19 protein-coding genes are annotated in these 15,225 nt (G+C 28.8%); 11 read left to right on the top strand and 8 right to left on the bottom strand.

Annotated features, from left to right (window positions below; all coding sequences use genetic code 11):
* Window positions 1-21: 21 nt before the first annotated feature.
* The 4 genes from tig (at window position 22) to KEC48_RS07160 (ending at window position 2,469) form a co-directional block, all read left to right on the top strand.
* Entirely contained in the window at window positions 22-975 is a 954-nt protein-coding gene (gene tig, locus KEC48_RS07175) for a trigger factor (RefSeq protein ID WP_211965113.1), read from the top strand.
* Between the two features lie 469 nt (window positions 976-1,444).
* Window positions 1,445-1,612, top strand: coding sequence for a hypothetical protein (locus tag KEC48_RS07170; protein WP_211965111.1), 168 nt, complete (start codon window positions 1,445-1,447; stop codon window positions 1,610-1,612).
* Between the two features lie 9 nt (window positions 1,613-1,621).
* A complete protein-coding gene (locus KEC48_RS07165; protein ID WP_211965109.1) occupies window positions 1,622-1,819 on the top strand; it encodes a hypothetical protein in 198 nt (65 codons plus the stop codon).
* An 83-nt stretch (window positions 1,820-1,902) separates the two neighbouring features.
* On the top strand, window positions 1,903-2,469 hold the full coding sequence (locus KEC48_RS07160; protein WP_211965107.1) for a hypothetical protein: 567 nt from the start codon (window positions 1,903-1,905) through the stop codon (window positions 2,467-2,469).
* A 569-nt stretch (window positions 2,470-3,038) separates the two neighbouring features.
* On the opposite strand, the gene ispG is transcribed toward KEC48_RS07160, so the two are convergent.
* A complete protein-coding gene (gene ispG, locus KEC48_RS07155) occupies window positions 3,039-4,100 on the bottom strand; it encodes a flavodoxin-dependent (E)-4-hydroxy-3-methylbut-2-enyl-diphosphate synthase (RefSeq protein WP_087358100.1) in 1,062 nt (353 codons plus the stop codon).
* A gap of 168 nt (window positions 4,101-4,268) precedes the next feature.
* Here ispG and KEC48_RS07150 point away from each other — a divergent pair, with 168 nt between their 5' ends.
* The 3 genes from KEC48_RS07150 to KEC48_RS07140 all read left to right on the top strand — a co-directional run bounded on the left by KEC48_RS07150 (window position 4,269) and on the right by KEC48_RS07140 (window position 6,447).
* Window positions 4,269-5,522, top strand: a complete 1,254-nt coding sequence (locus KEC48_RS07150) for a hypothetical protein (RefSeq protein WP_211965106.1) — start codon at window positions 4,269-4,271, stop codon at window positions 5,520-5,522.
* 117 nt (window positions 5,523-5,639) lie between these two features.
* Complete coding sequence (locus KEC48_RS07145) at window positions 5,640-5,912, top strand: hypothetical protein (RefSeq protein WP_211965105.1); 273 nt, start codon at window positions 5,640-5,642, stop codon at window positions 5,910-5,912.
* Between the two features lie 37 nt (window positions 5,913-5,949).
* On the top strand, window positions 5,950-6,447 hold the full coding sequence (locus KEC48_RS07140; protein WP_211965104.1) for a DUF6512 family protein: 498 nt from the start codon (window positions 5,950-5,952) through the stop codon (window positions 6,445-6,447).
* Between the two features lie 4 nt (window positions 6,448-6,451).
* Here the strand turns inward: KEC48_RS07140 and KEC48_RS07135 are convergent, their stop codons facing one another.
* The 6 genes from KEC48_RS07135 to rpsT form a co-directional block, all read right to left on the bottom strand.
* Complete coding sequence (locus tag KEC48_RS07135; RefSeq protein WP_206080708.1) at window positions 6,452-7,048, bottom strand: helix-turn-helix transcriptional regulator; 597 nt, start codon at window positions 7,046-7,048, stop codon at window positions 6,452-6,454.
* Window positions 7,049-7,150: 102 nt separating this feature from the next.
* Entirely contained in the window at window positions 7,151-8,938 is a 1,788-nt protein-coding gene (gene pepF, locus KEC48_RS07130) for an oligoendopeptidase F (protein WP_211965103.1), read from the bottom strand.
* Window positions 8,939-8,989: 51 nt separating this feature from the next.
* A complete protein-coding gene (locus KEC48_RS07125) occupies window positions 8,990-9,208 on the bottom strand; it encodes a helix-turn-helix transcriptional regulator (RefSeq protein WP_211965102.1) in 219 nt (72 codons plus the stop codon).
* Entirely contained in the window at window positions 9,205-9,528 is a 324-nt protein-coding gene (locus KEC48_RS07120; protein WP_211965100.1) for a DUF6442 family protein, read from the bottom strand. The genes KEC48_RS07125 and KEC48_RS07120 overlap by 4 nt, the downstream gene beginning before the upstream one ends.
* Window positions 9,529-9,537: 9 nt before the next feature.
* Complete coding sequence (locus KEC48_RS07115; protein ID WP_211965098.1) at window positions 9,538-9,855, bottom strand: DUF6442 family protein; 318 nt, start codon at window positions 9,853-9,855, stop codon at window positions 9,538-9,540.
* A 103-nt stretch (window positions 9,856-9,958) separates the two neighbouring features.
* Window positions 9,959-10,222: a 30S ribosomal protein S20 gene (gene rpsT, locus KEC48_RS07110; protein ID WP_087358107.1), complete on the bottom strand. Its 264-nt coding sequence runs from the start codon at window positions 10,220-10,222 to the stop codon at window positions 9,959-9,961.
* Between the two features lie 122 nt (window positions 10,223-10,344).
* Between rpsT and gpr the strand changes: the two genes are divergently transcribed.
* From gpr to KEC48_RS07095, 3 genes are all read left to right on the top strand, one after another.
* Window positions 10,345-11,313: a GPR endopeptidase gene (gene gpr / locus KEC48_RS07105; RefSeq protein WP_087358108.1), complete on the top strand. Its 969-nt coding sequence runs from the start codon at window positions 10,345-10,347 to the stop codon at window positions 11,311-11,313.
* Window positions 11,314-11,401: 88 nt separating this feature from the next.
* Window positions 11,402-12,112: a stage II sporulation protein P gene (spoIIP, locus tag KEC48_RS07100; protein WP_211965096.1), complete on the top strand. Its 711-nt coding sequence runs from the start codon at window positions 11,402-11,404 to the stop codon at window positions 12,110-12,112.
* On the top strand, window positions 12,109-12,411 hold the full coding sequence (locus tag KEC48_RS07095) for a hypothetical protein (protein ID WP_087358110.1): 303 nt from the start codon (window positions 12,109-12,111) through the stop codon (window positions 12,409-12,411). Before spoIIP ends, KEC48_RS07095 begins: the two co-directional genes overlap by 4 nt.
* Window positions 12,412-12,479: 68 nt before the next feature.
* Here KEC48_RS07095 and KEC48_RS07090 read toward each other — a convergent pair whose 3' ends face one another.
* Window positions 12,480-14,093: a nucleoside kinase gene (locus KEC48_RS07090; RefSeq protein WP_087358111.1), complete on the bottom strand. Its 1,614-nt coding sequence runs from the start codon at window positions 14,091-14,093 to the stop codon at window positions 12,480-12,482.
* A 177-nt stretch (window positions 14,094-14,270) separates the two neighbouring features.
* Between KEC48_RS07090 and KEC48_RS07085 the strand changes: the two genes are divergently transcribed.
* Entirely contained in the window at window positions 14,271-15,128 is an 858-nt protein-coding gene (locus tag KEC48_RS07085) for an S-adenosyl-l-methionine hydroxide adenosyltransferase family protein (protein ID WP_211965095.1), read from the top strand.
* Window positions 15,129-15,225: the final 97 nt, after the last annotated feature.

Raw genomic sequence — 15,225 nt, 5'->3', positions numbered from 1 at the left:
TTAAAAGAAAGGATTTAGATTATGAGTAAAGTTAATCAATTAGGTAATTATAAAGGGATTGAAGTGACAATTTCTTCACGTCAAGTCAATCAAGAAGATGTAGAAAGAGAAATTCAACAGTTATTATCACAAAGAAGTCAACTTGTTGAAAAAGATGGAACAGTAGAAAACGGAGATGTCACAACGATTGATTTTAAAGGATTAAAAGATGGTGTAGCTTTTGATGGAGGAACAGCTGAAGGATATCAGTTAGAAATTGGTTCTGATTCTTTCATTCCTGGTTTTGAAGAACAAATGATTGGTATGGTCAAAGGAGAAACAAGAGATTTAAATCTGACTTTCCCAGAAAATTATGGGGCAAAAGATTTGGCTGGAGCAGATGTTGTTTTTCAAGTGACAGTTCATCATATTGCTTCAAAAGTCAAAGCACAGCTTGATGAGGAATTTGTAAAATCATTACAAATTCCAGATGTGGAAACAGTAGATGATTTGAAGATGAAAATTCGTGAAGGTTTAGAAAATCAAAATATTCAAGCTTTAAATGCTGAAAAAGAAAATAAAGTTTTAGGTGTATTAATTGAAAATAGTGATGTAGAAGTAGAAGATGAAGATATTCAAAGAGCTTTAGATCAACATGTTCAATATGTAACAAATGAATTAGCAAAACAAGGAATGGCTTTAGAACAATATCTTCAAATGATGTCAATGGATCAAGATGCTTTACATGCTCAATTAATGCCAGCTGCAAAACAACAAGCTATCTTTGAAGCAATTATTGATGAAATTGTTAAAGTTGAAAACTTGATGACAAGTGATGAAGATGTTGATCGTCAAGTTGATTTAATGGCACAACAATATCAAATGGATAAAAAAGATATTTTAGAAAAAATTGATTTAGAAGGATTAAGACGTGATTTAAATCGTATTCAAGCAAGTCAATTGATTTTAAACAGTGCAAAATTTATAGTAGAGTAAGATTGTCTAAGGGCAATCTTTTTTAATAAGAGTTTCATTTAAAAATGATATTTTCTGTGTATATCGTTTAATAGAATCTATTTCTCAAACAATTGGACTTCAAAAAAGTTAGACTGTTGATACATTAGCAGAAAAAAATGAAATCATCTGTATAAATTTGTAGAAAGATGAGATATTTTTATGAAATTCGTCAATATTTGACTACTTTAATATGACAGAAATTGGATGATTAAAAGTTTTGGGTGAATCAAGATTCTGTCATTTATGATTGTAATATATTCTCGTAAGCATAAACCATTCATTGAGTTTTAGCAAGATTCATGACATCTTACATGATATGATTACTTTGCAACAAAAGTTTGATATGTTTATTATTTTAAGATATTTAAATATCCACAAAAAATTCACTTTTTCTCCACAAAATATACAAATTTATTTGCATAATTATGAATGTGGAGAAATGATATATATGAAAAAATATTTTGTATTTTTAATGACTATTATCATTTTATGTGGATGTACACATAATAAACAATACGACAAGGATTTTCAGGTTGGATTTATTATAACAACTGAAAAGAAAAAAGATTCTGATATTGTTTATTTGGACAATGATCTTAATGAGATTTATAGATAAAATGAAAAATTGCCGACTTTAGGTGATTCTATGAATATTCCAATGATTAAAGATGGTAAAATGACTCTTGTTCCTAATGGATTGTATCTTGATAATAATGAACAAAAAGTTACATCGTTAGATTTTAAAACTGGGAAATTGGAAACGTATGACGTTCCAAAATTTAATATATTAAATGCAATAATTAAAAATGATTATATACATTAAATAATAGTAATGGTATAGAATATCTAACATTATCAGATAAAAAAGGTCATATAATAAAAGAAATAACGGATAAAGATTATATTATGACTGAAATTCTTGATTATAATGATAAAATATTAGTATTTAAGAGCATAAATAATGAAGAACATATTAAATCATATATATGTGTTTATGATTTGAATCTTCATTTGATAAAAGAAATCAATATTTCTGATTATGGTTATAGTCAATCAAAAGCAATAATACATAATCATAAATTATACTTTGTTAATTCTTCAGATAATAATCATTCAATTGGAATCCTTGATTTAGACAATGAGCAATTAGAAAAAATAGAACTAGATATGATTCCTAATGAAATAGCCATTTTTAAAAATAAATTATATGTATCTTCTGGCATTCACAGTCAACCGGGTAATAAAATTTGTATTATACAACTCGATGATAGAAAAATGAAAATCGTAGAGGTTAATACATTTATTGATAAAATGATTTCTAACCAAGATGGTATATATACAATGTATTCAGAAGATGGAAAAATAGATATTAGAAAATATGATTTGGATTCATGTAAAGAATTAAACAAAGCAACATTTCAATATGATAGCAATACTCCATATTATGCATCAATGTTATTTTCTAACCAATAAAATAAATTAAGCTGTATCAACGAAAATAAAGTATATTTTCGAAGGTACAGCTTTTTAATGACAATGAAAAAGGTGTATCAAATCATAATTAAATATCCATAGCAAACTAAGAAATTTTAAAAATAATAGTATCTATCTTTATTAAAATGAAAATATTTTGAAACAAAATATAGAACTTACACATTATTGTGCTAAAACTGTTTATAAAATAGCTAAAGCTTTGGATTTAACAGTAGAGTATTTAATAGAAGATACTTTAAGATGTGATTTTGAGTTATTTAAAAGTAATGTTTGTCATAAATTCAAGGAATAACAGATACAAACTTTGTTGTAGAGCTTTTAGAAAGTAATCAGATTAGAATTGATTATGAAAAAATGGTATCCTGAATTTTTTTATTTATTAGCGACTTTGGATTATATTTCTAGAATAAATAATATTCCTCTTTGCAAAGAATATAACGATATAAAACAGAATAAGCTTAAAGTCGTACTTTATCCAAGTAGTATTATTGCTATATTTTTAGAAATGCAAGATGAAAGTTTCAAAGAAAAAGCAATGATTTTTTTCATCATTGCTTCTCAACCATTTTTAATATTTCTTCTTTTAAAACTGAAACCATATCTTCTTGTTTTACTTTTTTAATAATTTCTCCTTTTTTAATAAGCAGTCCTTCTTTAACACCACCAGCAATACCAATATCTGCATGTTTGGCTTCACCTGGACCATTGACAGCACATCCCATAATCGCAACCGTAATATCGCTATGAATGTTATTTAAGAAATCTTCAATTTCATTAGCGACAGGAATGAGGTCGTATTGAATACGTCCGCATGTTGGGCATGATACCAGTGTAGGCACATGATCAATCAGTTCTAATTCTTTGAGTAATGTTTTGGCAACTTTGATTTCTTCAACGGGATCGGCACTTAAAGAAACACGAATTGTATTTCCAATTCCCTGATAAAGTAATGTTCCAATACCTAAGCTTGATTTAATCGTTCCGCCAAGCTTTGTTCCTGCTTCCGTAACTCCTATATGTAATGGACAATCGAAAGTTTGACTGGCAAGAGTATAAGCTTCTATTGTAAGTAAAGTGTTAGATGATTTTAATGAAATCGCATAATCATGAAAATTGAGTGACTCCAAAATATCAACGTGCTTTTGAGCACTTTCAATCATCCCTTGTGCAGTTGGTTTGCCATATTTTTCTAAAATATCTTTTTCCAAAGAACCACCATTGACACCAATGCGAATAGGAATATGATGTTTTTGACATGCTTCCACCACAGCTTTGATTTTATCCATAGAACCAATATTACCCGGATTAATACGAATTTTATCAATACCATTTTCAATAGCTAATAAAGCTAAACGATAATCAAAGTGAATATCGGCAATTAATGGGATATGAATTTGTTTTTTAATGTCTTGAATAGCATAAGCATCCTCTTGATCAAAGATAGCAACTCTTACCATTTCACAACCTGCTTTTTCTAATGCATGAATCTGTTGAACTGTTGCTTGAATATCTTTTGTTTTGGTATTGCACATAGACTGGATAATGACATGATTATTTCCACCCATTGTGATATGACCGACTTGAAATGATCTTGTTTGTGTTCTTAACATAATCTTACCTCGTTTCTTTTTTTATTATACACGAACTTCTTTAAAAAATAAATGAGTTGTAATGGAATCTTACTAAGTGCAGATTTTGACATCAAATTATCTAATAATGATTACGTTCAGTATTTTATGAATAAATATGATATAGTGTAAAAATAGGAGAGGATAATTGTGGTAGATTTAAAAGAAATATTGGATTTTAAAGATCAACATCTTGTGGATGAATTATATAAAAGATTAAAGGAAACAGAAGAATATGAGCATTTAGAAGAAGTTTATGTTGACATCACTCACAAAAATAAGACAAAAATGCAGATGTTTCAATATCAATATGCAAAGGTTATTCAAAGAGTATGGGATGTATTGAATATTATTGGGTGGATCTTTTTTGCATGTCTTTTTATTATATGTGGTGCATTTATTAGTGCTACTTTTGTGAGTTCTATTTTAACTACAAGTCATGTTTTTGATGGAATTTATCAGTTTTGTTTTGATTTAGGTGTTTCGTTACAAAAAACTGTTTTTCCTGCATTATCAAATCTTTTTAATTATACAGAACAATCAACATCATTTTTGTTTTGTGTTCTAGGTTTAACAATCCTTTTGATTTTGTTTTATACATCATTATATATATGGAGTCTTTTTAAAAAGAACGATCCTAAGAAAAAGAAAAGAGAACTAAGTTTAAAAGATAGCTATCATTATCTCAATTGTTGTGAAGATGATACATGGTTATATATCAAATCATTATTTGAAAAAAGGATTCATAAAAGACATCGTAAGGATTTTTTTGAATTTTATTATCAAGCTTATCTTTTGATTGCAAAACATCATGAAGATATGAAAGGAACAATCAAAGATTTAACAAAACATGAACAGATGATTTTATGTTTAAGAACATGCACCAATACGATCAAAAATATCTTAGGAAGTATGGCTATGCCAATGTATATTTCATTTGCCTTGCTGATCTTTTATCAGCAAAATTTTAATGCAGTCAGTAACTTGAAACTTAAAACAGTTTTAGAGATGATTCCATTCGGAAATATTTTCTATAGTTGTTTAGATATATGTTATCATATTATGTCATACTTTCCTGTTTCTAAGTATTTTGCAGCGATTGATTTAGAATTAGCAATGGTTATTTCTTTTTGTATATGTATGATTGTTGTTTGGAGTTTATATACAATTTTAAAGACTCGTCTTCAAGAAATCAAAAGACAATATTTACGACGTATTCAATTTTATTTGAAACAACATCAAGGTATTTATAAACCAAAACAGAAATATCCATCTGAATATTTATATGGGGTGCAGTTTACTTTCTTCTTGTTTTTTGTAGGAATAATGATAGGGATATCTCAGTTTTTTATTGCATCTCTACCTTATCCTTTAGAGGATATACGTATTATTATGGAACATTGACAAAACGTTTTAAGACAAATTCAACCCTATGTTGAAAAAGAAAAGCATATTTTAGGAAATTGGGATGAGTATTTTTCAGATACATATGCAACCATTGATTCACTGACAGATATACAAGTGACAGGTACACATAATCGACCATATTTAAAAATATATACTTATTATACACAAGAGGATGCGAAAAAAGCCTTTATGAATGAAGAAAATCAATATACACATCATGGGAAAGATCATGAAGTTCAATATGTTTATTCATCTAAAGGATTTATGATTTTAGATCATACATCACTTATGAAGATGAAAAATGATCAAGATCTTATTGGAAAAAGATTAAGTCAAAAAGAAATCAAAGCATTGATGAAACAAATGGGTTACGTTGTTGATGAATAAAAAAATATAGAAAGCATACAATACATTGGTGATTATTATGGCTGTTTTATTGTCTTTTTTAGAGTTTTTAGTAGGAACACTTTTACATTTTCTTTATGATTTTTTTCCTTATCCTTTTATAGCTATTTTTTCAGCAACGAATGAAAGTGTTTTTGAACATTTAAAACTATTTGTTTACCCAATGTTATTAGGTTATTTATGGATTTATATTTTCAAGGATATTGATATCAAAAAATATATGAAAGCTATGTTTTATGGCCTTTTGAGTGGTTTACTCTCTTTGTTATTCATTTATTATTTTGTTCGTTATGGTTTAGGGATAGAGAGTCTTGTTTTTGATATTTTATTGTTGTTGATTTCAATCATTGTAGGAAATAGTCTATCTTATTATGTCTATTTCCATGTTGATACATCATCATGGATTATTTATGTTGCCGCTTTTGTTTTATTGATGATTTTACTTGTTTTAGGGACTTTTTATCCTTTGAATATACCTCTATTTCAAGAAGAAAAAGCAGTGGAAACACTGCTTTAATTATTCATAGAAATAGTATAAAAAGAGCATATAATTCAACGAGAAAGCCTAAAAAACGTCCAATTTGAGTGCTCTTAAGATAGCCAAATTTTTGATAAGTTTCAGGTGTACAAAAGGGAAATAGAATCAGTGTCATACCTAGACATAACATACCACATCCTGTCGTTATGTTTTTTTGAAATGGTAAAAGAGATAAAGCACTTGTTAATAAAAGGAGAATAGATAAGATAATACCAAGATAAAACCATTTCAGTTGTTTTTGGATTTTGTTTAAAGCTTCAGTATGTGCCAATTGACATGTTTGTGAGCAATAGGCTTGAGTTTTTGTCTGGTCTAAAAAATATCGAGCTTCTTTTCCACAATAAGAACATTTGACATGCTGATTGATGATTGGTATGTGTGAATCTTTTGTATCTGTAAGTTCAGATAAACTGATTTGGAACAATTCAGCAAGTTCAATAAGATTTTTCATTGAGGGTTCACTTTGGTTTGTTTCCCATTTTGAAACAGCTTGTCTACTAACACCTAATCTTTCAGCAACATATTCTTGAGATAATTTCATTTGCTGTCTCTTCTTTTTTATATTTTGACCTAATGACATTTGATAAACCACCTTTCATTGTATAATCATTATATCAAATGATATTCAAAAGACCACCAACTCTTTGTCAACTATCAGTTGCTTTATAAAAAAAGCACTTTATTACAAAGTGCTTGACATATCTAGGATAATTTTTTCAAATTCATTTAAAATTGTTTCAAAATAATGGAAAGCATCATCGTATAATTGATCTTCTAAAGGATTGACTAAAGCATCTTTTAAAAGGTCAACAGGATCTTTGCTGCCACCTGATTTTAAGAAGTTGAGATAAGCTTCTTTTTGTTTTTCATCACCATTTAATAAACGTGAGACAATGGCTAAAGCAACAGTCATTCCTAAAGTATATTTATAAACATAATAATTATAATAGAAATGTGGAATATAATAACAAGAATAACCCACATATTCATCCATTGTGATTTCTGGTCCATAATACTCAGCATTCTTTTTGTCATACAAATCTGTTATCATTTGTGATGACATTGGTTTTCCTTCTTTGGCCCATGTGTGTAAAATATGTTCAAAATCAGCATACATAGGTTGTCTAAAAATTAAACCAACACAGTTTTCTAAAAGTTCATATAGGAAATAGGCTTTTTCTTGAGGTGATGAAGCATGTTCTAGCATATAGTTGATTAATAGTGTTTCATTCACTGTAGAAGCCACTTCCGCCACAAAGATACGATAATCACAATTGACAGGTGATTGATTGTGACATGATAAATAAGTATGTGCACTATGTCCTAATTCATGAATCATGGTAGAGAGTGAATTATAATCTCCAATAAAGTTCATTAGAATATAAGGATTTGTATCATAACATCCACTTGAATAAGCACCAATGCGTTTACCTGAGTGTGGATAATAATCTATCCATCTTTCTTCTTTGGCTTTTTTGATGATATTGACATAGTCTTCTCCAAAGATTTTAACAACATCTAAAATAATATCGAAACATTCATCAATTGTATATTTCTTTGTTTTGTATTGAACTAAAGGAATATTGAGATCGTAATTATACATTGTTTCTAATTTTAAAACTTTCTTTTTTAAAGCATTATAACGATGAAATAAAGGACGATATTGATTGTTTGCTTTATCTAAAATCTTAAAGAATAATGATGTTGGAACATTATCATCAAATAGACTGGCTTCTAATGGTCCATCGAATTTTTTCACATCTGCATAGAAAGCATCTTTTTTCATGACTCCAGAAAGTGTAGCAGCATAAACATTTTCAAATTTCTTATATTCTTTAAAGAAGTTATGATAAGCTTCTTTTCTGACTTCAGGGTTCTTATTTTTAAGAAATTCAGTTAAAGTTGCACTATTCAATGTTTTTTCTTGACCATCAATATGAACAGGGTCATAGTCTAGTCTTAAAGCATCAAAAACTTGTGATGATATATCTGCAATCGTAGATGTTTTTGATACCAATGTTTCTAATTCCTGTGATAAAACATGTTTCTTTTGACGTAAAATTTCTTGAATTGTATAACGATAATCACTTAATTGTTCGTCTTGTAAATACTGTGTCACTTTTTCACTGTTTTCAATCATCATGACAGTATAGAAATCTAATGACGAAGAAACTTGATCATAGAATGACAAAATTGCAGCATACATTGTCTGGTATTCTTGATTGTTTGGTTCAACATCACAATGAAGATGTGCAAAACAATGTAATTTCTGGATATAACGTGATAACATTGTTTCTTCTTGATGAAATTTTAAGAATTGATTCACATCTTTTAAGAATAAATCTTTTTGTTGTAGTAGTGAAGTGAGCAATTCTTTTGCTTTATCTAAATCTTTATAAAAATCTTGATGATGAGCATAAATAGGGGATAAATCCCATGTATATTGGATATCTATATTTTGACGTTCCATAATTTCCTCCTTTTCGATATACATCTATGATAAAATGAACGGATTGAAAAGTCAAACTGATAACTCAAAATAAAACATATCTTCAAATTTTTGATCTAAGGCAATACATAAAATTAAGGCAAGTTTTGCGGTAGGGTTGAATTGACCATTTTCAATGGAAGAAATGGTTTGTCTGGAAACACCAACGATCTGAGCTAATTCACTTTGGGAAAGTCCTTTTTCGTTTCTCATTTCTCTTAAACGATTTTTAAACACTAATTTTTGATTCATACTGTTCCTAATAAAAGGTGAATATACAGAAAACCATTCATCATGAGAATAATCAACCAAATGAAACTGATGATTAGATAAGTTTTTGATTTTTCAATATATCCCTTGACTCCATAAACAATAATGATTGCAGGAATTATAAGTATATATATTGTATAATAAACCGTTGGTATATCTTGAAATTGAAATGAAAGGAGCATGAAAAATATGCTTAAAATGATAATAGAAATAAGCCCTATCATAAATGCTTTCCCATGTAATTGTAATAAACGTTCATCTTTTTCATGACGATAAGAAGCTAATATTTTTTCTTTATTCATTGTTTTCACCTACCATATTATAAACCATAAAGAAATGAATGTAATGATGAGTAAAATTGTAAAAATACAACCTAAGATGAGATATAAGTAACGATGTAAGTAATAGAAACATGAAAGACTATAAAATGTAGAAAAGCTAAAAATGAGAGTTCCCGTTGTGTATAAAATATCTTTTTGATAAGGAGAGAAAAAAGATAGGATAATCATCACGCTACACAGACAAAGAAAAGTCAAAAGAATAAGGGGAACTGTTTTCGAATCTAAAAATTGAATATATTCTCTATGACTTTCTTGACGATGACTTTGTAAAATATCTTCTTTATTCATTCTATCACCTCTGACAAGTTTTCTTTACACTTTTATTTTAGAACATAAATGAAAGTGTGTCAAGAAAACTTGACATATTAAACAAATAAAAAACTCTATCTCATTAAGCGATAGAGTTTACTAATTTAGCTAATTTAGATTTTTGTCTACTAGCATAGTTTTTATGATGAATTCCTTTGCTGACAGAAGCATCTAATTTAGATGCAGCTACATTATATGCAGCAACTGCAGCTTCTTTATTTCCAGCTTCAACTTCAGCTCTTACATTTTTAATTGCTGTTTTTAAAGCACTTTTATAAGAATTGTTGATTAAACGTTTTTTGTTGTCGTTTTTATAACGTTTGATTTGTTGTTTCATGTTTGCCATTCTTTTTCACCTCGCTTTGACTTATGCTTTGTTATTCTATCAAAAATAGATGATAAATGCAATGTTTTATTGATAATTGATTAGATTTTTTTTATTTTGGTAATGCTTATTATGGTGAGAATATGAACAAATATTATACACGCAGTGATTTAGCGATTGAATCATTAGCCTATGCAACAAAAGATAAGGATTATAAACATAATCAAAAAAAGGATGGAAATGTCACAATTGAAATCTTTGAGATTTTACAGACAAGTTCACTTTATCCTCATGATATTGGAAAATATATCGAAATTAGTTTTCCAGACTATCAAGAATATGAAACAGTGTCTAAACATTTTCAAAAACAGTTATCACAACTTATTAAGGATAAAGTCAAGAAAATTGATCCACTGATTTTATGGATAGGATTAGGTAATCCAACATTAACGAGTGATGCGATTGGACCACGAACATTACATCAAATACGTGCCACACATCATTATCCTATTGAAGAAAGGCATCGTCATCAATATTATGATACTATGTGTATTGCACCCGGAGTGATGGCACACACAGGAATGGAAACAGCTAATATTTTACTTTCTTTGATTGAAGAATTTCAACCTGATCTTGTGATTGCGATTGACGCTTTATGTGCACAAAGTTATGAAAAAATCTGTCGTGTCATTCAAATGAATAATGTAGGTATATATCCAGGAAGTGGAATTGGCAATCATCGTAAAAATATAAGTGAAGCAACAATGGGTATACCAGTTCTTGCGATTGGTGTACCAACAGTTATTCATGTTTCAAGTCTTGTTAGTGATGTTTATAATTTATTGGAGGGCTATTTTAAAGAGTCTTTAGACCCGTCTACAGCTTTAAAGGTAGGAAAAAGAAAAAGGTATGAGGGACGACTTAATGAAGTGCAAAGGCGTTTAATTTTAGGTGAGATAGGACAACTGAGTGAACAAAAGCGAATACAATTATTAAATGAAGTTTTAAATCCTATTGAAGATCAGTTTATTATGAGTGATAAACAGATTGATTTTGATATTGAAATGTTAGCAAAACTATTATCAACAAGCATCAATGAGTTAACTTATTAGGAAATTCAAAATGAATTTCCTTTTTATGTACTAAAAAGAACTTTTTTTGCATATATTTCATTGTATAGTTAAAAGGAGGGAAGGATTCATGAATAAGAATATGAAAATTGTTTTAAAGCTGATTGTGGTGATTGTTATTTTATTGAATCTTCCTTTTCAAAATATTTATAGTGAGAGTGTCGAAAATGTTGTTTCATCGTTAACAACAACAAATGTCAAAAAACAGCTTAATGGAAAATCAATTTATATTTATAATACGCATCAAGGTGAGAAATATGCGACAAAGTCGGTTAAGGAAGGGAGTCGTTATTTAATGCAATTATTGGAAAACAAAGGATATGAGGTAGATTATGAAATAACGGATTTTGAGTTGTATAAAACTAAAAATCATATAGATTATGCAAAATCATATACAGTATCACAAAAATATTTATCACAGGCTGTCAAGGAACATGGTGAATACGATTTGGTTATTGACTTTCATAGAGATTCTATTAAAAAAAGTTTATCTACTATAACAGTAGATAATAAAAGTTATGCTAAACTCATGTTTGTAGTAGGAAAAGGAAGTTCTCATTATAGTGAAGTTAATAAGCGTTGTGAAAAACTGGCTGATATGTTGAATGAAAAAATTCCTAAAATATGTCGAGGTGTTTATCTTAAACAAAGTCATTATAATCAAGGTGTCACTGATAATATGATGTTAATAGAAGTGGGAGCAAATGAAAACACATATGAAGAAGTACAAAACTCATTAAATATTTTAGCAATGGTTTTAGATGAATATTTGAGTGCATGAAACAGTTTTGGATTGATTTATGTTGTGTCTTACTTCTGATATGTGTCATCAGTCTGTTTTTTGGTGATCATCAAGTTTCGCAGACATTGTTTGAAAGAGAAATTCAGCAGTTTGAAGAAGATGTCGCTTCACAAAAAGAAATTCAATCACCGATGACTTTACAAGATACAAGCGATAATCAAATTTCTTCTTTAATGAAAACAACAAGTCAGTTTTGTGTCAATGTGATTGAATTTTTTGCCAAAATATTTTCTGATTTTATAAGTTTGTTTTTATTGAAAATAATTTATATTCTTTAATGGTTATAGATGGAATCCTTTATTTTGAATGAAAGGATTCTTTTTTTTATAAGGATATTAAAAAGTGTTTATTCTTGAAAGATAGAATTGCCAATAAACTCAGCTAAAATGGATATTTGAGGAACATCAACTTTGGCAGCTATAAAATAATCTAAGAGTTTATAAAGACGATGTGCTTCTATATATTCTTTTTCCTTTGGTGATACTTGTAATAATAATTTTTGAACAATAGGTTTTAAGATGGCTAATTCATAGACCATAGATGTATTAAAAATAACATCTGCCTGTTCCTGATAAGGGTAAATGTACTGTTCTTCACCTTTTTGAACATTTTTCCAGCGACGGATTGTTTCTGTCGCATCAGCATTTCTAAACTGATAATCTCTTGCTATACGGCGAATGAGGCGATAATCTGATGTCGGGATACGATTATGATTATCATAATTGAGATGAGTTAAAGCATTAATATATATTTTCATTTTCATATTTTCGGGAATATAGTATGACGTACGAGGATTCAGTCCATGAATGCCTTCGATAATAAGAATTTGACGTGGAGATAATACAGTAGGCTGCTGGTTGTATTCTCTTAATCCTGTTTGAAAATGATAATGTGGTAAGTAAACGGGTTTATGATGTATCAGTTGAAGCATTGTTTCATTGAATAATTTTAAATCTATAGCTTCAATGTTTTCAAAATCATAACTACCATCTAGGAGGCGTGGAGTCTGTGTTCTGTTTAAATAAAAATCGTCCATAGAAATTGTGATAGGATCCATTCCTAAGATTTTTAAATGAATACCTAAACGTTTAGAAAATGTTGTTTTACCAGCAGAGCTGGGACCAGCAATTAAAATCATTTTTAAATGTTCTTTTTCTTTCGCAATATATGATGCCAGTTCAGATAACTTCTTTTCAATCATCGCTTCAGACATTAACATCAATTCATTGGTTTGACCATTCATAATCTTTTCATTCATTTTCGCAACATTAGCCACATCAATAAGTTTACCCCATTCTTCATATTCTTTCATGACTTGAAAGAGTTTATAATGTTGAAATGTAACATCATAACGTCCTAAGCGTAATCCTGGAGCAAAGAATTGAAGTGAAATATCGTGAAGATAAGAAGCATCTGGCAGCATGAAACCATAAAAATAGTCATAGATACCTTCCATTTCATAAATGCTGCATATATCTTTTGAACGATATTGTAATAAATCGGCTTTATCTTCTAAATGATTCTTTTTCAAAAAATCAATGGCTTGATTTTTTGGTAATATATGACGAGTTATTTTTGCTTTTTTATGAATGATTTCTAACATTTTTTGTTTGATCTTATTGACATCCTGTGGTGTCAAACTTTCATTTTTTTGAATAGAACAATATAATCCATCTTGAAATGTAAATTCAATATGTATATTTGCATTTTTAAAGAGGTGTTTGACTGCAACAATAAATACAAAAGTCAAAGTTCTTTCATAGATTTGTTTACCGATCATACTATCTTTTTTAACCCATTCAATGGATGCATTTTTTTCAATCCTATATGTGAGTTCACATAGTTTTCCATCAACAATTCCTGCATAAATTGACTGATTAGAATCATATGTTTTGATAATGTCTTCTAAACGCATGGGTTTTTCTATTTCAATCTGTTGATTTTGAATATTTAATAACATAGTTTCACTTCCTTATTCATATCTTAACATGTTTTGATATCTATTGACATCTTTCTTTTGATGGTTAATACGTTTATTTTCAATAGGGATGAATTATAGTTGATGATAAAATATATTTTCAATAAAACTATTTTTTTTGTATAATAGAATACGTTAGAAAAGAAGGAGGAAAAAAATATGTCAAAACCATTAATATTACAGACGGATTTTGGTTTAGTTGATGGAGCTGTCAGTGCTATGTATGGTGTTGCATTTAGTGTCGATGAGAATTTAAAGATATTTGATTTAACACATGATATACAACCTTATAATGTATGGGAAGCTTCTTATCGTTTGATTCAAACTGTGAATTATTGGAAAGAAGGGAGTGTTTTTGTTTCGGTTGTTGATCCTGGTGTTGGGTCTTCAAGAAGAAGCATTGCGGTTAAAACAAAAGGTGGACAATATGTGATTACACCTGATAATGGAACATTAACACATATTAAAAAAATAATTGGAATTGAAGAAGCAAGAGAAATTGATGAAACTAAAAATAGATTACCTCATTCAGGGGAAAGTTACACTTTTCATGGGAGAGATATTTATGCCTATACTTCTGCTAAGTTAGCAGCTGGTATTATTTCTTTTGAAGATATTGGTTCAAAAGTGGATGTGGCTTCTATTGTTGAGTTAATGACAATTCCAGCAACGATGGATCATGATATCATCAATGGAACGATTGATGTTTTAGATGTTCGTTTTGGTAGTCTATGGACAAATATTCCTAGAGAGATGTTTAAAAAGTTACATGTGTCTTTTGGTGAACGTGTTGAGATTTGTATTGAACATGAACATCGCATTGTTTATAAAAATATTTTAGTTTATGCAAAAAGCTTTGCTGATGTATCAACAGGAGAAACATTGTTATACACAAATAGTTTAGATCATATGGCAGTCGCTATTAATCAAGGAAGCTTTGCAAAAGCTTATAACATTGGGACGGGTATTCATTGGAAAATCAGCATTCGTCGTGCACCTAAAGTAATTTATGAATAACAATGAGGCTTGTTAGAGATAAATTTATTGACAAAAAAATGAGAAAGATTTACTATTTTGTTGTATTTTAAAAATAATTAAAAAGAGAGGGGCGTGT

Origin of the sequence: Clostridium sp. C1 (genome assembly GCF_018223625.1) — a bacterium.
Lineage (GTDB): Bacteria > Bacillota_I > Bacilli_A > Erysipelotrichales > Coprobacillaceae > Allocoprobacillus.
This window is presented reverse-complemented; position numbering and strand designations above follow the sequence as displayed.